Below are 20,966 nucleotides of genomic sequence, written 5' to 3' on the forward strand. Positions count from 1 at the left end.
GGTCACCCGCGGCCCAGCGCCTTGAGCTGGACGGGGGTGAGCGCGGAGACGTTCTGGTCCACCGGCGCGTCGGCGTACTGGTGGATGGTCCAGGTCTGCCAGTCGGCGGGGGCGTTCACCTGGCCGGGGCCCACGCCGCAGCGGGCCACCCACAGCGGGTACCCCTGGAGGCCGTGGCCGTACTCGTCGGCGAAGTTCCAGCCGCTGTAGAACAGCGGCGTGACGCCGGTCCTGGCCTGGACGTGCGCCAGCCACTTCCTGGCCCAGGCGTTGACCTCGGTCACCGACCGGCCGTCGGCGGTCTCCAGGTCGAGCGCGAGCAGGTCGCCCTTGGCGGCCGGCTGCCGGTCGACCACGGACAGGAAGTGGTCGGCCTCGGCGATCGGGTCGTTCGACGGGTGCCCGTAGTGGTAGGCGCCCCGCACCTTGCCCTTCGCGCCCAGGTCGGCCCAGTGGCGGGCGAAGGAGGCGTCCACGCGGGTGGCGGTTCCTCCTGAGGGGAACCGGGGCCGCCCACGGGTGTCTGTCGGAATGCCACGACGGCGGCTGATGAGCTGCGGCAGGCGGTTCCCGCCCGGCGGCATGGCGCGTCGCGATGCCCGTCACCACCCCGTGACCTGGGCAAACATTCCCTCATGCCGGAGTCAAGCCGGCACTCCCCCGCGAGGGGCGGCGGCCCGCGAGGGGGCCGCCGCCGTGCGCGCTCAGCGCGGGTTCACGACCAGGGCGCTGCCGCCGCCCCGCCGTACGGGCTCGGCGACGGCCTGGACCAGGCCGTGGCCGCGCAGTTCCAGCGCCGTGGCCGCGCCGATCTCGGGGTTCAGCGCGAAGCCGTGCCCCTTGGCCTCCAGCTCGGTGCGGTACTTGTCGAGGAACGCCTGCTCGGCCTGCGTCTGGGCGGTGTTGCGCTGCGTGGCCCGCGGCGCGGCGAGGGCGTCGGGCAGGCTCATGCCGAACTCGTACCGGTTGACCAGGATCTGCAGCACGGTGGTGATGATCGTCGAGCCGCCCGGCGAGCCCGCGGCCAGCACCGGCCTGCCGTGCTCGAACACCAGCGTGGGCGCCATCGACGAGCGCGGCCGCTTGCCGGGGCCGGGCAGGTTGGGGTCGCCGGGGGCGGGGCCGAAGGTGAAGTCGGTCAGCTCGTTGTTGAGCAGCACGCCGCGGCCCGGCACCACGATGCCGTTGCCGCCGGTCGACTCGATGGTGAGGTTGTAGGCGACCACGTTGCCCCAGCGGTCGGCGACGACCAGGTGCGTGGTCTCCGGCCCCTCGTCCGCGATCGGGGTCGCGCTGCCGGTCGGGGTGGCGCAGGAGCCGTACGTGCCGTCGGGGCTGCCGGGTGCGACCGGGCTGGTCAGGGCCCTGTCGCCGATCAGGCAGGCCCGCTCCTTGGCGAACCCGTCGGACAGCAGCTCGCGCAGCGGCACGCCGGGGATGTCGCCGACGTAGGCGTTGCGGTCGGCGAAGGCCAGCCTGGACGCCTCCAGGTACTCGTGCAGGCCCACCTTGGGCAGGGCTTCGAGGATGTTGAGCGCCTCGCCGACGGTCGAGCCGCCCGAGGACGGCGGGGCCATGCCGTAGACGTCCATGCCGTTGTAGGAGATCTTGGTGGGCTCGCGCAGGAGGGCGCGGTAGTCCCGCAGGTCCGACAGCTCCATCAGGCCGGGCCTGACGTTGCGGGTGCTGCCGGGGGTGACCGGCGGCTTCTTCACCGTGGCCACGATCTCGGCGCCGAGCCGGCCGCCGTACAGCCAGCCGGGGCCGCGCCGGGCCAGTTCCCGGTACGTGTTGGCCAGTTCCGGGTTCCGGAACACCGAGCCGACCGGCGGCGGGGCGCCGTTCGGCAGGTAGAGCCGGGCCGTCGAGGCGATGTCCTTGAAGCGGTCGGCGTTCGCGGCGGTCTGGTCGTGGAAGGTCTGGTCCACGACGAAGCCGCGGGAGGCCACCTCGATGGCGGGCTGGAGCGCCTGGCCGAGCGAGAGCGTGCCGAACCGGCGCAGGGCCAGGTCCCAGTGCGCCAGCGTGCCGGGCACGCCCGCCGACAGGCCGCTGGTGACGCCCTCGTCGAACGGGATGCCCTCGAAGCTGGTGGCGGTCATCGCGCGCGGGGCGGTCTCGCGGCCGTCGATGGTGACGACCTTGCGCTGCCTGGCGTCGTACAACACCATGAAGCCGCCGCCGGTCAGGCCGGCCGAGTACGGCTCGGTCACCCCGAGCACGGCTCCGGCGGCCACGGCCGCGTCGACGGCGTTGCCCCCGCGTCTCAGCACGGAGATCGCGGCCTTGCTGGCGTCGAGGTCGACGGTGGCGACGGCGCCTCCGTACCCCTCGGCGACCGGGGCCTTCTGCTGGGGGCCCGCCGACGCGGGCGCGGCGGGCAGGAGTGAGATGAGGACTGCTGCTGCGGAGAAGATCACACGGCGCATGGTGTCCACGATGACCCAGCTACGCCCGTCGTGGTAGGGCCCCCTCGGACAAGGGGATGATGTCGCGCGCGCCGCCGTGGCCTAGCGTGGAGGCGTGCGTAGGAAGTCCGGTTTCGACCCTTATCTCGCCCTGATCGTGGCGGTCGCCCAGCTGGTGATCGCCCAGGGCGCGACGTGGGGCCAGCGTCTCCTCAGGGAGCAGCTCGACCCGTACGCGTACGCGTTGCTGCTGGTCGGGCCGCTGGCCATCCTCTTCCGCAGGCGCTTCCCGCTGCTGACGGTCGCCGTCGCGCTCGCCGCGATGGACCTGTTCCTCATCGGCGGCTACGCCTACGGCCCCGCCTTCCTCAGCCCGGGCGTCCTGCTGTTCCTCCTGGTCACCGGAGGCAGACGGCTGATGGCCTGGACGATGGCGACCATGACGGTGACCTCGCTGCTCAGCTACGCCTGGTGGGTGGGCAACCGGGACCTGTTCCACAGCGTGGCGATCCTGGCGTTCATCCTGCTGTTCATGGTCGTGGCCGAGCTGGTCAGGATCGTCAGGGAGCGCCGGGCCGAGCGCGAGCGCGTCGCGGAGGAGGAGGCCAGGCGGCAGGCCAGCGAGGAGCGCCTGACCATGGCCCAGGAGCTGCACGACGTGCTCGCGCACAACATCTCGCTCATCCACGTGCAGGCCAGCACCGCGCTGCACCTCATCGACGCCAACCCCGAGCAGGCCCGCTCGGCCCTGGCCACGATCAAGACGGCGTCCAAGGAGGTGCTGGGCGAGATGCGCTCGGTGCTCAACGTGCTGCGCGAGGGCGCCCCGCGATCCCCGACGGCCGGGCTCGACCGCCTCGACGACCTCGTCCAGCGTTCGGGGATGGAGGTCTCGCTCAGGCGGGTGGGGTCGCGGCCGCTGCCGCCGCAGGTCGAGCGGGCCGCGTACCGGATCGTGCAGGAGTCGCTCACCAACGCCGCCCGCCACGCGCCCGGCTCGCGGGTGTCGGTGCGCCTGGAGTACGGCGCCCAGGAGCTGGTCATCGTGGTCGCCGACACGGGGGCGACCAAGCCGGCCGTGCTGTCGGAGGAAGGCAGCGGCAACGGCATCCCCGGCATGCGCGAGCGCGCCTCCGCCCTGGGCGGCACGCTCGTCGCCGGCCCGTCGGGCGGCGGCTTCCAGGTCGAGGCCCGTCTGCCCCTACCCGAGGAGAACCCAACGTGATCAAGGTGTTGCTCGCCGACGACCAGGCGCTGGTCCGGGCGGGCTTCAAGGCCCTGCTGGACGCCCAGCCCGACATGACCGTGGTCGCCGAGGCGGCCGACGGCGCGGAGGCGGTGCGCCTGGCCGGCGAGCACGCCCCTGACGTCGTGCTGATGGACATCCGCATGCCCGGCACCGACGGCCTGACCGCCACCCGCCTGATGCCGCCCGGGCCGCACATCATCATCCTGACCACCTTCGAGCTGGACGAGTACGTCTTCGAGGCGCTGCGCGGCGGCGCGTCCGGCTTCCTGGTCAAGGACACCGAGCCGGCCGAGCTCATCCAGGCCGTGCGGGTGGTCGCGGCGGGCGAGGCGCTGCTGTCGCCGAGCGTGACCCGGCGGCTGATCGCCGAGTACGCCTCGCGCGCCAAGGAGCCGGTCGCCACCCAGGGCCTCGACCAGCTCACCGAGCGCGAGCGCGAAGTGCTGTCCCTGGTCGGCACGGGCATGACCAACGACGAGATCGCCGCCAAGCTGTTCATGTCGCCGGCCACGGCCAAGACCCACGTCAGCCGGGCCATGATGAAGCTGCACGCCCGCGACCGCGCCCAGCTCGTCGTCATCGCCTACGAGTCGGGCCTGGTCAAGCCGGGCTGGCTCTGACGGCGGACGGTCCCGCGCCGAACCACGCCCGCGCGGCCTCGGCCAGGCCGCCGGTCCCGGCCCAGGCCACGTACCCGTCGGGGCGGACGAGCAGCACGTCGGCGGGCGGCTCGGCGCACCGCGCCCGCACCACGTCGATCCAGCCGCCTTCGGGCAGCGCCGGGGCCGGGTCGTCGCGGAGGTCGAGGAGGACCGGCCGTCCGGACCGCAGCAGCCCGGCCGCCCGCTGCTCCCCCGCCGCCGTGCTCAGCGGCAGGTCGGGGAGGAACCGGCCGGCGAGCGGATGCGGGTGCTCCAGCCCGGACGCGGGCGGGTAGCGGGTGTCGGAGCCGTGCAGGAGCGCGGCGAGCCGGCGCAGCGGCTGCTCGTCGGCGAACAGCTCGGCGAGCAGCGCGCGCAGGGCGTCGCCGTCCTCGCCGGGGGCCCGTTCCAGCGCCGCCTGGGCGCGGGTCTGGGCCAGCGCTCGCGCGGCCACCGGACGGCGCTCCTCCTCGTAGGTGCCGAGCAGCCCGGCGGGCACCCGTCCGAGCAGCACGGCGGCCAGCTTCCAGGCCAGGTTGGCCGCCTCCGTCAGGCCGACGTTGAGCGCCGATCCGCCCGCCGGGAACAGGTGGGCGGCGTCCCCGGCCAGGAACACCCGCCCGGCCCGGTAACGCTCGGCGAGCCGGGCCTGGGCGACCGTGCCGGACAGCCAGATCGGCTCGCCCAGCGGCAGGTCCCGCCCGATCACCCGGCGTACGGCCGCGCGGAAGTCGTCCGGGGTCACCGGGCCGACGGGCAGCGTGCCGCGCTCGCGCACCCCCGCGATGAGCACGCCGGGCCGCAGCGAGGTGAGCAGCAGGCGGCCGGACGGGGTGCGGTTCCAGCCGGGTTCCAGGCCCTCGACCCGCGGCGCCCGGAACGGGCCCTGCTCGTCCAGGGCGAAGTGGCCGAGCCGCAGCACCTCGTCGTCGGTGGTGCCCGGGAAGCCGATGCCCGCCAGGGCGCGGACGGTGCTGTGCCCGCCGTCGCAGCCGACCACGTACCGGGCGCGGGCCCGGCCGGTGGACAGCTCCAGCGTGACGCCCTCCTCGTCCTGGGCCAGCCCGACGACCTCGTGGCCGCGCCTGATCTCGGCCCCGAGCCGGGCGGCCCGCTCGGTCAGCAGCCGTTCCAGCCGGGGCTGCTGGATCAGCAGCAGCCGCAGCGGCATGCCGTCGTGCCCGGCGAAGCGCAGCGGCACCTGCCCGAACGGGAACCCCGGGGCGGGGCCGGCGAAGCCGCTGCCCTCGGCGAGGAGGCCGAGCAGGCCGCGGTGGCCGAGCAGTTCCACGATCTGCCCGGCGAGCCCGTTGGCCTTGGGCAGCTCGCTCGGTTCCGGGCGTTTGTCCAGCACGATCGGGCGTAAGCCGGCCAGCGCCAGCTCGCCCGCGAGCATGAGCCCGACCGGGCCCGCTCCCACGATCATCACGTCGTCCATGCCTGTCAGGCTAGATTGACAAAATCCCGCCTGTCAATCTAGCCTGACAGCGTGGACATGGAAGAGCTGTCTCAACGCATCAGGTCGAACGACCCCGCCCTCGGCCTTCGGGCGGTGGGCGCGCTGCACCGGCTGGCCGAGCAGGTCGAGGCGGCGTCGGTGGCGGCCGCCAGGGAGCAGGGCTGGACCTGGGAACAGATCGGCGACGCGCTCGGCATGTCGCGGCAGTCCGTGCACGCCAGATACGGAAAGTGAGGATCGCCATGTTCGGCAAGGAGAAGAGCCCCTTCGCGACCGTCGTCAGCGCGGCGCTCGACGAGGCCAGGCAGCGCGGCGACCGGCGGCTCGGCACCGAGCACCTGCTGCTCGGCCTGCTGCACGATCCCGCCGCCGAGCCGGCGCGGGCGCTCGGCGTGGACCTGGCCGGGGCGCGCGCCGCGCTCGACGAGCTCGACCGCGAGGCGCTGCGCTCGATCGGCCTCGACCTCGGCCAGGCCCCGCGCGCGACGCCCCGCCGGCATCCGCCGGTCCCCGGCACCGCGCTCACGTCGAGCGCCCGCGCGGTGATCAACGCCGCCATCGGGGCCACCCGGCGGAAGACCAGGTCCCAGGCGCCCCACCACCTCCTGCTCGCCCTCCTGGAGCGGGACCGCCACGACCCGGTGGCCCGGCTGATCGACCAGCTCGGGATCGACCGCGCGGCCGTCCGCGCCCGCGTCGCCTGACCGGCGACACGGGAGAAATCCGGTTGAAGCCGCGCCGGGGCGCTGACAGGGTCGAAGGATGCGGCGTACATACGATGACCTGGTCGAAGAGGCCGACACGGTGTCCGTGGCCGGCTGGGACTTCTCCTGGCTGGAGGGCCGGGCCACCGAGGAGCGGCCCTCGTGGGGCTACTCCCGCCTGCTGGCCGGGCGGATGGCGGGGGCGCAGGCGGCGCTCGACGTCCAGACCGGCGGCGGCGAGATCCTGGCCGGGCTGCCCACCTTGCCGAAGGTGACGGTGGCGACCGAGTCGTGGCCGCCCAACCTGGCGCTGGCCGCCGCCCGGCTGCGCCCGCGCGGCGCGTACGTGGTGGCCGACGACGACGAGCCGCGCCTGCCGTTCCGCGACGGCGTCTTCGATCTGGTGGTCAGCCGCCATCCGGTGGCCACCTGGTGGGCGGAGATCGCCCGGGTGCTGCGTCCCGGGGGCGCGTACTTCTCGCAGCAGGTCGGCCCGCGCAGCGTGTTCGAGCTGACCGAGTTCTTCATGGGCCCGCAGGACGGCTCGGCCCGCGACCCGCGTCAGGCCGTGGCGGAGGCGGAGGCGGCCGGGCTGGAGGTGGCCGACCTGCGGGCCGAGCGGCTGCGGATGGAGTTCCGCGACATCGGCGCGGTGATCTACTTCCTGCGCAAGGTGATCTGGATCGTGCCGGGCTTCTCGGTCGCCCGCTACGGCGACAAGCTGCGTGAGCTGCACGAGCTCATCGAGGCCGAGGGCCCGTTCGTCGCCCATTCGTCCAGGTTCCTCATCGAGGCCCGGCGGCCCGAAGCGCACCCGTCCTTCGGACGATGAGACGCGCCGGCGCGCTACCGCCCCGGGCGTACGCCGGGCCGGCCTGAGCACTCCCCCGGGCGCAGCGGCGGCGGCTCCCGGCGGGCGATTCGCCGCGCCACCGCAAGGCGGACCCTGGAGGCAGGACGAAGGAGGAAGTCATGCATCCGCATCTCTGGCCGGTCTTCCCGGTCTTCTGGGGCCTGTTCTGGGTCGCGCTCGTCGCGCTCACCGTCACCGCGCGCCGCAAGGGCTGGTGGGGGCGTCGCCCGGCGGCCGTTCCCGAGCGGCCCACCGCGTCGGCGGAGCAGATCCTGGCCGAGCGGTACGCCCGCGGCGAGCTGGGCGACGACGAGTTCTTCGAGAAGATGTCCGTGCTCAAGGGCGCAACCACCTAAACATCACTTAGGGTACAAGAACTGTCACTGGCCGCATCCGGCCTGCCGCGTTACGTTTCCCCCGAAAGCATCGCGCGCGAGCGGGGAGGGCTGAGCGTGGAGGCGGTCACCCTGTTCGCCGGGGGCGTGGCAGCCGGGCTGGTGGCGGGCACGGCCTCGTGCACGGCCGCCCAGGGCGGGCTGCTCGTGGGCCTGGTCGGCCACCGCCCCGGCCGCGACCCGGCGCTGGTGGCCTGGTTCCTGGCCGGGCGGCTGGCCGCGTACACGCTGGCGGGGGCGCTGCTCGGGCTGCTCGGCTCGGCGGTCGGCCTGCCGCCGCGGGCGCGGGCCGTGCTCCTGGTCGCGGCCGGCTGCGCCGTGATCGTGTTCGCGGTCCGGCTCATGCGCGGCGGGCGGCACGCGTGCGCCGAGCCCGTCCGGCCGTCCGGGTACAAGGCGCCGCTGCTGGGGGCGGCCACCGTCCTCGTGCCCTGCGGGGTGACGATCGGCATGGAGATGCTCGCCGTCTCCAGCGGCTCGCCGCTGTCGGGCGCGGCGGCCATGGCGGGGTTCGTGGTCGGCACGGCCCCGGCGTTCGCGCTGCTCGGCTACATGCTGCGGCGGATCTCCCGCACCCGGCTGGCCAGGTTCGCCGGGGTCGTCGCCGTCGCCGCCGGGCTGTGGACCGTCGTGGCCGGGCTCAACCTGGGCGGCTGGACGGGAGAGGCCGCGCCGGCCGCCGCGGGGCCCGCCGCCCGGACCGTCACGGTCTACGCCACCCGCGAGGGCTACCGGCCCGCCGCCGTGTCCGTTCCGGCGAACGTACCGGTCGAGGTCATCTTCAAACTGGTCGATCCGGGCTGCACGGGCACCGTCACCATCGACGGGCGCGACGTGGCCCTGCCCGCCACCGTACGGCTGCCGCCCCACCGCCCCGGCTCGCTGCGTTACGTGTGCGGGATGGGGATGTATTCCGGGTTCATCAGGTTCTCCTAGGGCCGTTGTCGGCGATTACGGTTCGCGATCGTATGATCACGTGCCACTCTGTCGCCATGGCCTGGTGGCAGGGAGAGGTGGCGACGCCGGCCGTTCCGGCGCCACGGGTGGGTGACGAGCCGGAGTTGCTGGTGGCCGCGCAGCAGGGCGACGCCCAGGCGGCCCACCGGCTCGGCAAGCTCTACGCCCAGCGCGGCGACCGCGCGGCGGCCCGGCTCTGGTGGGAGCTGGCGGCCGCGGGCGGCAACGTCGACAGCGCGTACAACCTGGGCGTCTGGCACGAGAAGCACGGCAGCCTGGAGGAGGCGGTCATCTGGTACGAGACCGCCGCGGCCACCGGCGACGCGGAGGCCGCCGCCAACCTGGCCACGCTCCTGCTAGAACAGCGCGGCGACGCCGGCGCGGCGAGGGCCTGGTTCGAACGCTCGGCCCTGGCCGGGTCGCGCGCCGCGGCCCGCCGGCTGGCGCTGCTGTGCGAGGACACCGGCGAGACCGGCGTGGCCCGCGAGTGGCACCGCAGGGCGGCCGACGACGGCGACATGGCCTCGGCCCACGACCTCGGCTTCCTGGCCTACTCCGCCGGCGAGGACGAGGAGACCGTGCGCTGGTGGGAGTACGCCGCCAGGGGCGGCCACGCCGACTCCGCCCACTGCATGGGCCTCTACCTGCACGCCAGCCGCGACCCCGAGGGCGCCGAGGCCTACTACCGGCTGGCCGCCAAGAACGAGCACCCGGGCGCCGCCTCCCGCCTCGGCGCCATCTCCCTGTCCCGCGGCGACCTGCGTACGGCCCGCGCCTGGTACGAGCGGGCGGCCGCCGCCGGGCGGCTGGAGGACCAGCGCATGGCCGGGTTCGTCTGCGTGGAGCTCGGCGACACCCCGGCGGCCAGCCACTGGTTCGGCAGGGCGGCGGCGGGCGGCGACGCCGAGTCCGCCTTCAACTACGGCCTGCTGCTGATCGCCGAGTTCGGCGACCTGGCAGGCGGCCGCCACTGGTTCCGCCAGGCGGCGCGGGCGGGCCATCACGGCGCGGCGGTCGAGCTGGGCGGGCTGCTGACGGTCGCCGGCGAGCTGGGCGAGGCCGAGGAGTGGCTGGCCGACCCGCCGCCGCAGGCGTGGGCGCGCACCCCCGAGCCCGAGCTGGCCGCCCGCGCGGAGCTGGCGGCGGCGGCCACCGGCCGCAGGGGCGGCGTGCCGCTGTCGGTGCCCGACCTGACGGAGGTGCTGGGCACCTGGGACGTGGTGACCAGGCCGCTGCACGACCACTCCGACGTGATCGGCTGGCTGGTGGAGCGGAGCGGGGTGCACCGCAGCGCGGTCGAGCACCTGGCGTCGGTGCGCGGCACGCTGCTGCGCCCCGGCAGCGCGCCGTGGCCGGGCACGGGCGAGATCCAGCACGTCCTGGCCACCGCCCGTGACCTGCGGCGCCGACTGGGCGTGCGTTAGGGGCGCGACCGCCGGCCGCGCCCCTGGAGGAGAATCAGAGAACGTCGGCGACCGGCGTGTACGGCAGCCCCAGCGCCTGGGCGACCGGCTCGTTGGTGAGCAGGCCGTCGTGGGTGTTCAGCCCGCCCGCCAGGCCCTGGTCGGCCTTCAGCGCGTCGCGCCAGCCCAGGTTGGCCAGCTTGACCGCGTACGGGAGCGTCGCGTTGGTCAGGGCGTAGGTGGAGGTGTTGGCCACCGAGCCGGGCATGTTGGCCACGCAGTAGAAGATCGACCCGTGCACCGTGTACGTCGGCTCGGCGTGCGTGGTCGGCCGCGAGTCCTCGAAGCAGCCGCCCTGGTCGATGGCGATGTCCACGAGCACCGAGCCCGGCTTCATCCGCGCGACCAGGTCGTTGGAGACCAGCGTCGGGGCCTTGGCGCCGGGGATCAGCACCGCGCCGATGACCAGGTCGGCCTGCAGGACCTCGCGCTCGATCGCGTACGAGGTGGACACGAGGGTCTTGAGCCGGCCCTGGTAGATGGCGTCGATCTGGCGGAGCCGGTCGATGTTGGTGTCGAGCACGGTCACGTCCGCGCCCATGCCGACGGCGATCTGCGCCGCGTTGAGGCCCGACACGCCGCCGCCGATGACGACGACCTTGGCCGGGGCCACGCCGGGCACCCCGCCGGGCAGCACGCCCCGGCCGCCGTTGAACCGCATGAGGTTGTAGGCGCCCACCTGCGGCGCGAGCCGGCCCGCGACCTCCGACATCGGGGCGAGCAGCGGCAGCGTGTGGCCGACCTGCACGGTCTCGTACGCGATGCCGGTCGTCCTGGCGGCGAGCAGGGCGTCGGTGCACGGGCGGGAGGCGGCCAGGTGCAGGTAGGTGAACAGCACCAGGCCCTCGCGCAGGCGGTGGTACTCCTCCGCGATGGGCTCCTTGACCTTCAGGACCATGTCCGCCCCGGCCCAGACGGCGTCGGCGTTGTCGAGGATCTTCGCGCCCGCGGCGAGGTACTCCTCGTCGGTGATGTGTGAGCCGAGGCCGGCACCCCGCTGGACGGTGACGTCGTGACCGTTCCGCACCAGCTCGTGAACACCGGCGGGGGTGACCGCCACACGGTATTCGTGGTTCTTGACCTCGGCAGGGACGCCGATCTTCATCGTAGGGATCCTTTCGGAGACCGGCACTTCGTCGTACCGGGTGGGGAGGGTGTTAGAGGCGCGCCCACGCTTCCGAGAGCACACCCCGCAGGATGGATCCGATCTCGTCGAACTCCCTCTGCCCCGCGATCAGCGGGGGCGCGAGCTGGATCACGGGGTCGCCGCGGTCGTCCGCCCGGCAGTAGAGTCCGGCGTCGAACAGCGCCTTGGACAGGAATCCGCGCAGCAACCGCTCGGACTCCTCGGCGTTGAACGTCTCCTTGGTGGCCTTGTCCTTGACCAGCTCGATGCCCCAGAAGTAGCCCGAGCCCCGCACGTCGCCGACGATCGGCAGGTCGCGCAGGTCGTCGAGGGCGGCCTGGAAGAGGGGCTCGTTCTTGGTGACGTGGCCGAGCAGGTCCTCGCGCTCGAAGATGTCGAGGTTGGCGAGGGCCACGGCGGCCGACACGGGGTGGCCGCCGAAGGTGTAGCCGTGGGCGAACATGTTGTCGCCCTGCTTGAACGGCTCGAACAGCCGCTCGTGCGCGATCATGGCGCCGATGGGCGAGTAGCCACTGGTCAGGCCCTTGGCGCAGGTGATGATGTCGGGCACGTAGTCGAACTTCTGGCCGCCGAACATGGTGCCGAGGCGGCCGAAGGCGCAGATGACCTCGTCGGAGACGAGCAGCACGTCGTACTCGTCGCAGATCTCGCGCAGGCGCTGGAAGTAGCCGGGGGGCGGCGGGAAGCAGCCGCCGGCGTTCTGGACGGGCTCGGCGAAGACGGCGGCCACCGTGTCGGGGCCCTCCATCTCGATGGCGCGGGCCACGCGGTCGGCCGCCCAGATGCCGTACTGCTCCGGCGACATGCCGGGGACGCCGCTGATCTCGTCGGCGCGGTAGTAGTTCGTGTTCGGGACGCGCACCGAACCGGGCACGAGGGGCTCGAACATCTGCTTGAACGCCGGGATGCCGGTGATCGACAGGGCGCCCTGCGGGGTGCCGTGGTAGGCGATCTGGCGGCTGATGACCTTGTGCTTGAGCGGCTTGCCGACGAGCTTGTAGTACTGCTTGGCCAGCTTCCACGCGGTCTCGACGGCCTCGCCGCCGCCGGTGGTGAAGAAGACCCGGTTCAGCTCGCCCGGCGCCTGCTCGGCCAGGCGGGCGGCCAGCTCGGCCGCCTTGGGGTGCGCGTAGGACCACAACGGGAAGAAGGCCAGCTCCTGCGCCTGCTTGGCGGCGGCCTCGGCCAGCTCGCCACGCCCGTGCCCGACCTGGACGACGAACAGCCCGGCCAGGCCGTCGAGGTAACGCTTGCCGTGAATGTCGTAGATGTAGGACCCCTCACCGCGCACGATGGTCGGGATCTCGTTCTCCTGGTAGGCGCTGTGCCTCGTGAAGTGCAACCACAGGTTGTCCTGCGCGGCCTTCAGGACGTCGTTTTCCGGCTGCGTCATGGTTATCTTCCCTCGTGTCGAACTCTCCACAGTGTGCATCTTCACCTGCGGTTTGCCAAGCGAATCGGTCGCAGCACTATGCAAGAAAATCGAGATCCGCAGAACCGTTGTGTAACAGCAACGAAATCCGCAGGTAGATTAACGCGCGGGTCATGCCCGTTTCCATACTGTGGAACCTTCTGTGATCCAATGAGACCAAACTGCCGAGAACGACCCCCGGGGGACCGTCCCGTGACTCCTGACCAGATCGAGAGCGCCGTCGCCGCCGCGATGCCCCGAGCCATCGAGGAGCTCAAGCGGCTCGCCGCCATCCCCTCCGTGGCCTTCCCCGGGCACCCGGAGGAGCCGGTCCTCGCCGCCGCGGCGGTGACGGAGGAGCTCGTGCGCTCGGCGGGCCTGCCGCACGTCCAGCAGGTCGCCGTCGAAGGCAGCTTCCCCGCGATCTACGGCGAGGCCCCGCCCCCTCCCGGCGCGCCCACCGTCCTGCTGTACGCGCACTACGACGTGCAGCCCGCCGGCGACCTGGCCGCCTGGCGCACGCCGCCGTTCGAGCCCACCCTGATCGACGGCAAGCTGTACGGCCGCGGCTGCGCCGACGACAAGTCGGGCATCATCTCCCACATCGCCGCGCTGCGCGCCTTCCAGGGCCGGTTCCCGGTGGGCATCAAGGTCATCATCGAGGGCCAGGAGGAGTACGCGGGCGAGCGCCTGGAGGCCTTCGTCGAGCGCAACCCCGAGCTGCTGCGGGCCGACGCCATCGTGGTCGCCGACACCGGCAACCCGCGCGTCGGCGACCCGGCGGTCACCACGTCGCTGCGCGGCATGGCGGCCTTCACCATCGAGGTGCGCACGCTGCGCGAGGCCGTGCACAGCGGCTCGTTCGGCGGCGCCGCGCCCGACGCGCTGGCCGCCCTCATGCGCATGCTGACCGCGCTGCACGACGAGAACGGCGACATCCGGGTGCCCGGCCTGCCGCGCGGCAGCTTCCTCGGCCAGGGGCCCTCGGAGGAGGAGTTCAGGAAGACCGCCGGCGTGGCGGACGGCGTCTCGCTGGTCGGCTCCGGCTCGCTGGCCGACCGGCTGTGGGCCTCGTACGCCATCACCGTCACCGGCCTCGACGTGCCGACCGTGTCGGGCGCGGTGAACGCGGTCCAGCCGGCGGCGCGGGCCCGGGTGACCGTCCGGGTGCCTCCGTCCGGCGACCCGAAGACCACGGTCAACGCCGTGGTGGAGTTCCTGCGCCAGGTGGCGCCGTGGGGCGTGCAGGTGTCGTTCGACGACTTCACCGTCGGGTCCGGCTTCCAGGCCGACTCCGGCGGCAAGGCGCGGTCGGCGCTCAACCGGGCGATGGAGCGCGCGTTCGGCCGCCCGCCGCGCGACGTGGGCGCGGGCGGGTCGATCCCGCTGGTGAACACCCTGCTCAAGCAGTACCCGGCGGCCGAGATCCTGCTGTTCGGCGCCGAGGACGAGGACGCCGCCATCCACGCCCCCAACGAGCGGGTCGACCTCGACGAGCTGCGCCGGGTGGCCACCGCCGAGGCGCTGTTCCTCCAGGAGCTCAGCCTGCCGTCGGCGCTCGGCGTCTGAGCCCCGTCCCCTTGCCCGCCCGCTCGCCGCGGGCGGGGAGTCGCGTCGCCCTTCCCGGCCGGCCGCACGACGTTCCGCGGCAGCCGCCAGGAGGGGCCGCGTCAGGCGTGGTGGTCGGCCAGGCGCGACGGGTGCCTGGCCGTGCCGCGGCAGACCAGGCGCAGGCCGGTCTCCACCAGGGCCCAGCCCAGCCGCCGTTCCCAGGCGCGGGCGAGCGTCCCCGGGGCCGTCCGGCGTGGCCGGTCGGTTCTGTGGTGGGCCTGGGCGGCGGCGCGTAGTTCTTGTCCGCGTACTCGCTCGACAAGTAGGTATAAGTCGGGATTCATCCTGCTCTCCTCACGTCGTGAACGGGAACCCGTACAGGTGCACGGCCACGTTCTCGCGGCCCTCGGTGTCACCCGCCTCGCCGGCCGCCTTGCCGCGGGCCGTCCACTTCACGACCACGTCGTCGATCTCCTGCCTGAGGCCGCGCAACTCCTCCGCGGTCAGCGACAGCAGGAACTCCGACCCGAAGGACGAGTCCTGCCAGGCTTCGCTCCAGGCCCACTGCGCGTCGAGGTAGCCGTCGTACATCTCGGCGAGCTGGCGGGCGTGCAGGCGGGACAGGGTCTGGTGGACCACGACGCCCTCGGGGCTGTCGCGGAAGTCGGAGTTGCGGGTGGAGAAGCTCTCCGCCGACGTCCGCCACCAGCGCTCCCGGGCGTCGCCCCGGCCGCCCTGCGTCTCCTCGATCAGGCCGTGCGAGGCCAGCTTGCGCAGGTGATAGCTGACCAGGGAGACCGCCTCGTCCACCTGCTCGGCGAGCTGCGAGATTTTTCTGTCGCAGGCGGTCGCCATACTGCGTCCAGGAACAGGGACACGACGAGGGAGCAGGAACCATGAGCGAGGCATCGCGGGGCGTTTCCGGCACGACGGCGCGGGGGTGAGGCGGATGGCGACGTTCGCGCTGATCCACGGCGGCGGCAGCTCCGCCTGGGACTGGCACCTGGTCGAGGCCGAGCTGCGCGCCCGGGACCACCGCACGGTGGCCGTCGACCTGCCGATCGAGGACGAGTCGGCCGGCCTGGCCGACTACGCCGACACGGTGGCGCGGGCCGTCGGCGAGGCGGACGAGCTGGTCGTGGTGGCCCACTCGTGGGGCGGCTTCGTCGCCCCGCTGGTCTGCGACCGCCTGCCCGTCAAGCTGATCGTGCTGGTCACGGCCATGATCCCGGCCCCGGGCGAGCCGCCGGGCGACTGGTGGGCCAACACCGGCTACCGGGGCGCCGACGACCTGGACACGGTCGCGCAGTTCATGCACGACGTCCCGGAGGAGCTGGCGGAGGAGGAGCTGTCTCGGGGGCGTCCGCAGGCGGAGAAGTCGTCCGTCGAGCCGTGGCCGGGCGCGGCGTGGCCCGACGTGCCGACGCGGTTCCTGCTCTGCCGGGACGACCGGTTCTTCCCGCCCGAGTTCATGCGGCGCGTGGTCCGGGAGCGGCTCGGTGTCATGCCCGACGAGATCGGGGGCAGTCACATGGTCATGCTGTCGCGCCCGAAGGAGCTGGCCGAGCGGTTCGAGGCGTATCTCACAGTGTGACGCACCGCATCACGAGGTAATCTTTTGTACTGACCAGTCAGTTCAAGAGATGGGGTTGTGGTGATCGTCGCGGAGGGCTTGTCGATCGAGGGGGTGTTCCCGGCGGTCTCGCTGAAGGCGGGCCCCGGCACGCTCACGGCGGTCGCCGGGCCGGCGGGCAGCGGGCGTACGAGCCTGCTGCTCACGCTGGCCGGGCGGATGAAGCCGACGACGGGCACGCTCTCCGTCGCCGGGCACACCAGGCCGCGGGCCATCCGCAAGGCGGCGGCGCTCGCGCTGGTCGACGGCGTGACCGATCTCGACAGAGCGCTGACGGTCAAGGAGCACCTGCGCGAGCGCAGGCGCAAGCCGTACCAGGAAGTCCTGAAGCGGGCGGGGCTCGCGGCGCCGGACACGACGCCGGTGAGCGAGCTGGACCGCGAGCAGCAGGTGCGCCTCGGCGTCGCCCTGGCCCTGCTGGACGAGCCCGCGGTGATCCTCGCCGACAACGTGGACGCGGGCCTGCCCGACGACCGCGTACAGGAGCTCTGGGACCTCCTGCGCGACCTCGGCGCCGGCCTCGGCACGGCCGTGGTCGCGAGCTGCGTGCGCCCGCCCGCCCGCTACGACCACCTCGTGGAGCTGTGATGAAGGGCATGCTGCGGTCCCGGTTGACCCGGGCTGCGCTGGCGGCGGTGATCGTGCTGCCGCTGCTGTACGCCGGACTGTACCTGTGGTCGTTCTGGGACCCCCAGGGCAACCTCGACCGGGTCCCCGTCGCGCTGGTCATGGAGGACCGCCCGGCCACGGTCGACGGCAAGACCCTGCACGCGGGCCAGGATCTGGCCGACGAGCTGCGCGAGCGCAAGACGTTCGCCTGGCACGAGGCCACGCCCCGGCAGGCGGCCGACGGGGTCGCCGACGGCAGCTACTACCTGTCGCTCACCGTGCCCGCCGACTTCAGCGCCCGCCTGGCCTCCCCCTCCGACGACACGACGACCCCCACCCCCGCCCAGCTCGGCCTGCGCGTGGACACCGGCCGCAGCTACATCGTCGGCAGCATCTCCGACGCGGTCTTCAACGAGGTGCGCGCCGCCGCCGAGCGCACGGCCATCCACGACTACTTCGACAAGGTCTTCGTCTCGATCGGCGACATCCACGACGCCACCACCGAGGCCGCCGACGGCGCCGGCAAGCTGCACGACGGCGCGGTCAAGGCCGGCGACGGCGTCTCCCGGCTCAACTCCGGCCTCGGCACCGCCGAGAACGGAGCCCGGCAGCTCTCCGTCGGCCTGAACAGCGCCAACACCGCCACCGGCAAGCTGCGCAACGGCTCGGCCCAGGTCACCGGCGGCATCGGCAAGGCGCAGCAGGCCATCGGCGAGCTGCGCGACGGCCTGCGCAAGCTCCGCAGCGAGGGCACCTCCGAGCTGCGGAAGGGCACCCGGAAGGCGGCCGACCAGGTCCACACCCAGACGCGCGCGGTCAACCAGCTCGCCGACAAGTACGTGCCGGTGCTGAACGAGTGGGGCCCGAAGGTCGCCGACGCCGCCGAGCAGGTGGCCGAGGCCGCCGACCGGCTGGCGGACGGCTCCGGGACGGGCTCCGGCACGGGCGCCGGCGCGACCCGCGCGGCGGGCAGCGCCCGCGAGGCCGCCTCCCAGGCCCAGGCCGCCCTCGACCGCCTCGGCGCGGACGCCGACCCCGAGGTGCGCTCCCTGCTGCGCAGCGCGGCGAACGCCGCAGAACGCGCCGCCGAGCAGGCCGGCTCGGCGGGCACCGGCGGCGCGGCCCGCACGGGCGGCGCCTCCGCCCTGTCCGCCCAGGCCCGCGAGCTGGCCAGGAACGCCAGGAAGATCGCGGCCGTGGCCCCGCAGATCGGCCCCAAGGTCGACCAGGTCAGGACCCAGGTGAACGCCCTGGACGACGGCCTGTCCAAGCTGGCCGCGGGCGCGGCGACCGTGGACGCGAGCCTGGCCAAGGCCGGCACCGGCGCGGGCGCCCTCTACCAGGGCGCGACCAAGCTGCACGACGGCTCGGCCCAGGTCACCAGCGGCCTCGGGCAGCTCGGCGGCGGGCTGGTCAAGCTGAGCGACGGCGCGAGCACCCTGCGCACCGGGGTCGGCCGGCTGCACGACGGCGCCGGCCAGGTGGACAAGGGCATGGACCAGCTCGCCAAGGGCTCGAAGGACCTGGCGGGCGGGCTCGGCGAGGGCGCGGAGAAGATCCCCGACTACGACGCCCAGCAGCGGGCCGCCCGCGCCGACGTGATGAGCGACCCGGTGCGGCTGGCCAAGACGGTCGACAACGAGGTCCCCAACTACGGCACCGGCTTCGCGCCGTTCTTCCTGCCGCTGGCGCTGTGGGTGGGCGCGATGATCACGTTCATGGTGCTCAAGCCGCTGAACCAGCGGCGGCTGGCCGGGACGCAGGGCGCGGTGCGCATCGCGCTGGCCGGCTGGCTGCCGGCGGTGGCGCTGGGCGCGGCCCAGGTCGGCGTGCTGGCGGCGGTGCTGCGGTTCGCCCTCGGCCTGGAGGCGGCCCACTGGCTCGGGGTGATCGGGCTGCTGCTGCTGGCGGCGGCCGCGTTCCTGGCGGTGGTGCAGGCGGTCAACGCGCTGCTCGGGCCGCCCGGCCGGGTGGTGGGGCTGGCGCTGCTGATGCTCCAGCTCACCTCGGCGGCGGGGACGTACCCGATCGAGACCTCGCCCGGGTTCTTCCAGACGATCTCGCCGTGGCTGCCGATGAGCTGGGTCGTCTCGGCGCTGCGCAGACTGATCAGTGGCGGCGATCTGACCGTGGTGTGGCAGGCTTGCGGCGTGCTGTCCGCATTCCTCGTGCTCGGGCTCGCGCTGACCACCCTCGCGGTGGAGCGGGGCCGCGTCTGGTCCATGAAGCGCCTGCACCCCGAGCTGTCGCTGTGAGCAGGCAGGACACCCGGGCGAAGGTGTTCACGGCGGCGGTCGAGCTGATCGCCGAGCAGGGCTACGCGGCCACCACGGTCGACGCGATCGCCGAGCGCGCCGGGGTGGCCAAGGGCACCGTGTTCTACAACTTCGGCAGCAAGGAGGGCCTGTTCTCCGCGCTGCTGGAGCACTCGATCGAGCGGCTGGCGGGCGCGCTGGCCGCCGCCGACACCGGCGAGAGCGGGGTGGCCGCCCTCGACTCGGTCGTGCTCGGCCAGCTGCGCTTCTTCGAGGAGCACGGCCCGTTCGCCCGGGTGCTGCTGGCCGAGATGTGGCGCACCGCCTGGCAGGAGGCGGTGGCGCGGCTGCGCGAGAGCGCGCTCGGCGTGTACGCGGGCGTGCTGCGCAGGGCGGCGGCGAGCGGCGAGATCCGCGCCGACCTCGACGTGGAGACGGCGGCGACCGCCCTGTTCGGCATGGTTCTGACGGTCGCCATCGAACGCCGGGCCCTCTATCCCGAGCGGCCGATCGAGCAGACCCACCAGACCCTGGTCGAGCTGCTCCACGGCCGCCTCAGGTGAGGCGCGCTCAGGCGAGGCGGGCTCAGGCGAGGCGGAATCAGGCGAGGCGGAATCAGGTGCGGCGGAATCAGGTGCGGCGGGCTCAGCGCACCGGCAGCTCGTAGACGCGGCGCACGCTGCTGCCGAGCTTGCCGACGTCGGCCCCGTACACGTGCAGCGACACCCCGACCTCGTCGCTGGTGTTGAGCACCATGTGGATGTCGCCGGGCGGGGCGAAGCCGCTGACCTCGCCCGGACGGTTGTCGGCGCGTCCGATCTCCATCAGGTGGTCGCCCATGTCGCGGTAGAGCGTCTCGTGCTCGACGCCGCTGAGGATGCCGAACGTACACCAGGACACGTGGTCGTGGATCACCGTGTACTGGCCGGGACGCCACACGACGGCCACGATCGAGAACTCGTCCTGGGCGTGCAGCAGGTGGGAGGCGTAGCGGTCGGGCGTGCCGAGGCGTTCCTCGGGCGTGAGGATGTCCATGCCGGGCAGCCGGTCGCGCAGCAGATCGGCGACGGTGAACGCGGTCTGGCGGGCGCCGAGCTTCCTGGCCACGATCTCGGAGATGCCGGACACCAGAACGTCGAGCCCTGGCCTGGTGGTGGTCGCGACCATGTTCACGGTGTCCCCCTAGGGAAAATGCGGCGATTTGTCCTCCCTCTCTACGGTGGCCCATGGCGATCGATAGGTCCAACAGAAGTCTTCTGGCCTATTGATAGATACGATTGATGAATGCTCGACGTCGCCCGGCTCCGCGTCCTCGTCGCGGTGGCCCGCAAGGGGTCGCTCACCGCGGCCGCCAAGGAGCTCCACTATTCCCAGCCGTCCATCAGCCACCATCTGGCCCGGCTGGAGGCCGAGACCGGCGCCAAGCTCGTCCAGCGGGTGGGGCGCGGCATCCGGCTGACGGAGGCGGGCCGGCTGCTGGCCGACCGCGCCGCCGACATCATCGGCCGGATCGACGCCACCGCCGAGGAGCTGGCCGCCCACGTGGGCCTGCGCGAGGGCCGCGTCCGGCTGGCCGCCTTCCCGTCGGCGCTCGGCACGTTCATCCCGTCCGCCGTCCGCCGCCTGTCGGCCGCCCATCCCGGGCTGCGGCTGGAGCTCACCGAGACCGAGCCGCCCGAGGCCCTCAGGCTGCTGCGCGCGGGCCGGGTCGACGTCGCCGTCATGTTCCGGTACGACGACACCGCCCCCGAGGACGCCGGCCTGCACCTGATCCACCTCCTCGACGACCCCAGCTACCTGGTCTCCCCCGAGCCGGGCGGCGAGCTGGCCGACCACGCCGGATCCCCCTGGATCGCCGGCTGCGACCGCTGCCGCAGCCATCTGCTCGACATCTGCGCCAAGGCCGGGTTCGAGCCGCGCATCTCCTTCACCAGCGACGACATCGTGGCCGTGCAGGCGCTCGTGGCGGCCGGCATGGGCCTGACCGTGCTGCCCGGCCTGGCGCTCAGCGCCCACCGCAACCCCGACGTCGCGGCGACCCAGGTGCCCGGCTCCACCCGGCACGTCTACGCCGCCGTCTACGGCGACCCGCCGCACCCGCCGGCCACCGGCGCCCTCCTCGAAGCGCTCGGCGCGAGCCTGCCGCCCACCGCGGAAAGCCGTTGACGGCGTCCTGACGGGCACAGGAGGGAAAGCCGTTGACGCCGCCCTGGCGCCGGACACACGAGGGA

22 protein-coding genes are annotated in these 20,966 nt (G+C 73.4%); 14 read left to right on the forward strand and 8 right to left on the reverse strand.

The window, feature by feature from the left end; translation table 11 throughout:
* Nucleotides 1–2 precede the first annotated feature (2 nt).
* Both ACIBST_RS08135 and ACIBST_RS08140 read right to left on the reverse strand, forming a co-directional pair.
* On the reverse strand, nt 3–476 hold the full coding sequence (locus ACIBST_RS08135) for a glycoside hydrolase family 25 protein (protein ID WP_397170098.1): 474 nt from the start codon (nt 474–476) through the stop codon (nt 3–5).
* A 228-nt stretch (nt 477–704) separates the two neighbouring features.
* On the reverse strand, nt 705–2,429 hold the full coding sequence (locus ACIBST_RS08140; protein ID WP_397170100.1) for a gamma-glutamyltransferase family protein: 1,725 nt from the start codon (nt 2,427–2,429) through the stop codon (nt 705–707).
* 94 nt (nt 2,430–2,523) lie between these two features.
* Between ACIBST_RS08140 and ACIBST_RS08145 the strand changes: the two genes are divergently transcribed.
* Together ACIBST_RS08145 and ACIBST_RS08150 are read left to right on the forward strand one after the other, a co-directional pair.
* A complete protein-coding gene (locus ACIBST_RS08145) occupies nt 2,524–3,633 on the forward strand; it encodes a sensor histidine kinase (protein ID WP_397170102.1) in 1,110 nt (369 codons plus the stop codon).
* Nucleotides 3,630–4,277: a response regulator transcription factor gene (locus ACIBST_RS08150; protein WP_352349443.1), complete on the forward strand. Its 648-nt coding sequence runs from the start codon at nt 3,630–3,632 to the stop codon at nt 4,275–4,277. Before ACIBST_RS08145 ends, ACIBST_RS08150 begins: the two co-directional genes overlap by 4 nt.
* On the opposite strand, the gene ACIBST_RS08155 is transcribed toward ACIBST_RS08150, so the two are convergent.
* Entirely contained in the window at nt 4,258–5,736 is a 1,479-nt protein-coding gene (locus tag ACIBST_RS08155; RefSeq protein WP_397170103.1) for an FAD-dependent monooxygenase, read from the reverse strand. The genes ACIBST_RS08150 and ACIBST_RS08155 overlap by 20 nt on opposite strands.
* 57 nt (nt 5,737–5,793) lie before the next feature.
* On the opposite strand from ACIBST_RS08155, the gene ACIBST_RS08160 reads away from it, so the two are divergent.
* The 6 genes from ACIBST_RS08160 (at nt 5,794) to ACIBST_RS08185 (ending at nt 10,090) form a co-directional block, all read left to right on the forward strand.
* The gene (locus ACIBST_RS08160; RefSeq protein ID WP_352326953.1) at nt 5,794–5,991 is read left to right on the forward strand and encodes a helix-turn-helix domain-containing protein; all 198 of its coding nucleotides are present in this window, start codon (nt 5,794–5,796) and stop codon (nt 5,989–5,991) included.
* Between the two features lie 8 nt (nt 5,992–5,999).
* Nucleotides 6,000–6,461, forward strand: coding sequence for a Clp protease N-terminal domain-containing protein (locus ACIBST_RS08165; protein ID WP_397170105.1), 462 nt, complete (start codon nt 6,000–6,002; stop codon nt 6,459–6,461).
* 58 nt (nt 6,462–6,519) lie between these two features.
* Nucleotides 6,520–7,293 carry a class I SAM-dependent methyltransferase gene (locus tag ACIBST_RS08170; RefSeq protein WP_397170106.1) on the forward strand — a complete coding sequence of 258 codons (774 nt, stop codon included), beginning with the start codon at nt 6,520–6,522 and terminating at the stop codon, nt 7,291–7,293.
* Between the two features lie 140 nt (nt 7,294–7,433).
* Nucleotides 7,434–7,670 (forward strand): SHOCT domain-containing protein, encoded by a 237-nt coding sequence (locus ACIBST_RS08175; RefSeq protein ID WP_397170108.1) that lies wholly within the window; start codon nt 7,434–7,436, stop codon nt 7,668–7,670.
* A 96-nt stretch (nt 7,671–7,766) separates the two neighbouring features.
* Complete coding sequence (locus ACIBST_RS08180) at nt 7,767–8,645, forward strand: sulfite exporter TauE/SafE family protein (protein WP_397170109.1); 879 nt, start codon at nt 7,767–7,769, stop codon at nt 8,643–8,645.
* A 56-nt stretch (nt 8,646–8,701) separates the two neighbouring features.
* Nucleotides 8,702–10,090 (forward strand): tetratricopeptide repeat protein, encoded by a 1,389-nt coding sequence (locus ACIBST_RS08185; RefSeq protein WP_397170111.1) that lies wholly within the window; start codon nt 8,702–8,704, stop codon nt 10,088–10,090.
* 34 nt (nt 10,091–10,124) lie between these two features.
* Here ACIBST_RS08185 and ald read toward each other — a convergent pair whose 3' ends face one another.
* Entirely contained in the window at nt 10,125–11,234 is a 1,110-nt protein-coding gene (gene ald / locus ACIBST_RS08190) for an alanine dehydrogenase (protein WP_358282942.1), read from the reverse strand.
* A gap of 52 nt (nt 11,235–11,286) precedes the next feature.
* The gene (locus ACIBST_RS08195; protein ID WP_397170113.1) at nt 11,287–12,669 is read right to left on the reverse strand and encodes an aspartate aminotransferase family protein; all 1,383 of its coding nucleotides are present in this window, start codon (nt 12,667–12,669) and stop codon (nt 11,287–11,289) included.
* A gap of 231 nt (nt 12,670–12,900) precedes the next feature.
* On the opposite strand from ACIBST_RS08195, the gene ACIBST_RS08200 reads away from it, so the two are divergent.
* Entirely contained in the window at nt 12,901–14,256 is a 1,356-nt protein-coding gene (locus tag ACIBST_RS08200; protein ID WP_397170115.1) for a M20/M25/M40 family metallo-hydrolase, read from the forward strand.
* A 101-nt stretch (nt 14,257–14,357) separates the two neighbouring features.
* Here ACIBST_RS08200 and ACIBST_RS08205 read toward each other — a convergent pair whose 3' ends face one another.
* Both ACIBST_RS08205 and ACIBST_RS08210 read right to left on the reverse strand, forming a co-directional pair.
* A complete protein-coding gene (locus tag ACIBST_RS08205; RefSeq protein ID WP_397170117.1) occupies nt 14,358–14,582 on the reverse strand; it encodes a hypothetical protein in 225 nt (74 codons plus the stop codon).
* A gap of 10 nt (nt 14,583–14,592) precedes the next feature.
* A complete protein-coding gene (locus tag ACIBST_RS08210) occupies nt 14,593–15,093 on the reverse strand; it encodes an ArsR family transcriptional regulator (RefSeq protein ID WP_397170118.1) in 501 nt (166 codons plus the stop codon).
* 94 nt (nt 15,094–15,187) lie between these two features.
* Between ACIBST_RS08210 and ACIBST_RS08215 the strand changes: the two genes are divergently transcribed.
* Genes ACIBST_RS08215 through ACIBST_RS08230 form a run of 4 tightly spaced genes read left to right on the forward strand, consistent with a single transcriptional unit; the run spans nt 15,188 to nt 19,298 of the window.
* Nucleotides 15,188–15,832: an alpha/beta fold hydrolase gene (locus tag ACIBST_RS08215; RefSeq protein WP_397170120.1), complete on the forward strand. Its 645-nt coding sequence runs from the start codon at nt 15,188–15,190 to the stop codon at nt 15,830–15,832.
* A gap of 57 nt (nt 15,833–15,889) precedes the next feature.
* Nucleotides 15,890–16,459, forward strand: coding sequence for an ATP-binding cassette domain-containing protein (locus ACIBST_RS08220; protein ID WP_397170122.1), 570 nt, complete (start codon nt 15,890–15,892; stop codon nt 16,457–16,459).
* Entirely contained in the window at nt 16,459–18,735 is a 2,277-nt protein-coding gene (locus ACIBST_RS08225) for a YhgE/Pip family protein (protein ID WP_397170123.1), read from the forward strand. The genes ACIBST_RS08220 and ACIBST_RS08225 overlap by 1 nt, the downstream gene beginning before the upstream one ends.
* Nucleotides 18,732–19,298 (forward strand): TetR/AcrR family transcriptional regulator, encoded by a 567-nt coding sequence (locus ACIBST_RS08230; RefSeq protein ID WP_397170125.1) that lies wholly within the window; start codon nt 18,732–18,734, stop codon nt 19,296–19,298. The genes ACIBST_RS08225 and ACIBST_RS08230 overlap by 4 nt, the downstream gene beginning before the upstream one ends.
* A gap of 82 nt (nt 19,299–19,380) precedes the next feature.
* Here the strand turns inward: ACIBST_RS08230 and ACIBST_RS08235 are convergent, their stop codons facing one another.
* Nucleotides 19,381–19,902 carry a cysteine dioxygenase gene (locus ACIBST_RS08235; RefSeq protein WP_397170715.1) on the reverse strand — a complete coding sequence of 174 codons (522 nt, stop codon included), beginning with the start codon at nt 19,900–19,902 and terminating at the stop codon, nt 19,381–19,383.
* A gap of 117 nt (nt 19,903–20,019) precedes the next feature.
* Here ACIBST_RS08235 and ACIBST_RS08240 point away from each other — a divergent pair, with 117 nt between their 5' ends.
* A complete protein-coding gene (locus tag ACIBST_RS08240) occupies nt 20,020–20,901 on the forward strand; it encodes a LysR family transcriptional regulator (protein WP_397170127.1) in 882 nt (293 codons plus the stop codon).
* Nucleotides 20,902–20,966: the final 65 nt, after the last annotated feature.

Source organism: Nonomuraea sp. NPDC049684, assembly GCF_044465345.1.
GTDB lineage: Bacteria > Actinomycetota > Actinomycetes > Streptosporangiales > Streptosporangiaceae > Nonomuraea.

Coding starts and splice junctions, on each gene's coding strand:
- ACIBST_RS08160 (WP_352326953.1), top strand. CDS start 5,794: ATGGAAGAGCTGTCTCAACGCATCAGGTCGAACGACCCCGCCCTCGGC.
- ACIBST_RS08195 (WP_397170113.1), bottom strand. CDS start 12,669: ATGACGCAGCCGGAAAACGACGTCCTGAAGGCCGCGCAGGACAACCTG.
- ald (WP_358282942.1), bottom strand. CDS start 11,234: ATGAAGATCGGCGTCCCTGCCGAGGTCAAGAACCACGAATACCGTGTG.
- ACIBST_RS08215 (WP_397170120.1), top strand. CDS start 15,188: ATGGCGACGTTCGCGCTGATCCACGGCGGCGGCAGCTCCGCCTGGGAC.
- ACIBST_RS08165 (WP_397170105.1), top strand. CDS start 6,000: ATGTTCGGCAAGGAGAAGAGCCCCTTCGCGACCGTCGTCAGCGCGGCG.
- ACIBST_RS08185 (WP_397170111.1), top strand. CDS start 8,702: ATGGCCTGGTGGCAGGGAGAGGTGGCGACGCCGGCCGTTCCGGCGCCA.
- ACIBST_RS08210 (WP_397170118.1), bottom strand. CDS start 15,093: ATGGCGACCGCCTGCGACAGAAAAATCTCGCAGCTCGCCGAGCAGGTG.
- ACIBST_RS08205 (WP_397170117.1), bottom strand. CDS start 14,582: ATGAATCCCGACTTATACCTACTTGTCGAGCGAGTACGCGGACAAGAA.
- ACIBST_RS08155 (WP_397170103.1), bottom strand. CDS start 5,736: ATGGACGACGTGATGATCGTGGGAGCGGGCCCGGTCGGGCTCATGCTC.
- ACIBST_RS08175 (WP_397170108.1), top strand. CDS start 7,434: ATGCATCCGCATCTCTGGCCGGTCTTCCCGGTCTTCTGGGGCCTGTTC.
- ACIBST_RS08225 (WP_397170123.1), top strand. CDS start 16,459: ATGAAGGGCATGCTGCGGTCCCGGTTGACCCGGGCTGCGCTGGCGGCG.
- ACIBST_RS08240 (WP_397170127.1), top strand. CDS start 20,020: ATGCTCGACGTCGCCCGGCTCCGCGTCCTCGTCGCGGTGGCCCGCAAG.
- ACIBST_RS08235 (WP_397170715.1), bottom strand. CDS start 19,902: ATGGTCGCGACCACCACCAGGCCAGGGCTCGACGTTCTGGTGTCCGGC.
- ACIBST_RS08140 (WP_397170100.1), bottom strand. CDS start 2,429: ATGCGCCGTGTGATCTTCTCCGCAGCAGCAGTCCTCATCTCACTCCTG.
- ACIBST_RS08170 (WP_397170106.1), top strand. CDS start 6,520: ATGCGGCGTACATACGATGACCTGGTCGAAGAGGCCGACACGGTGTCC.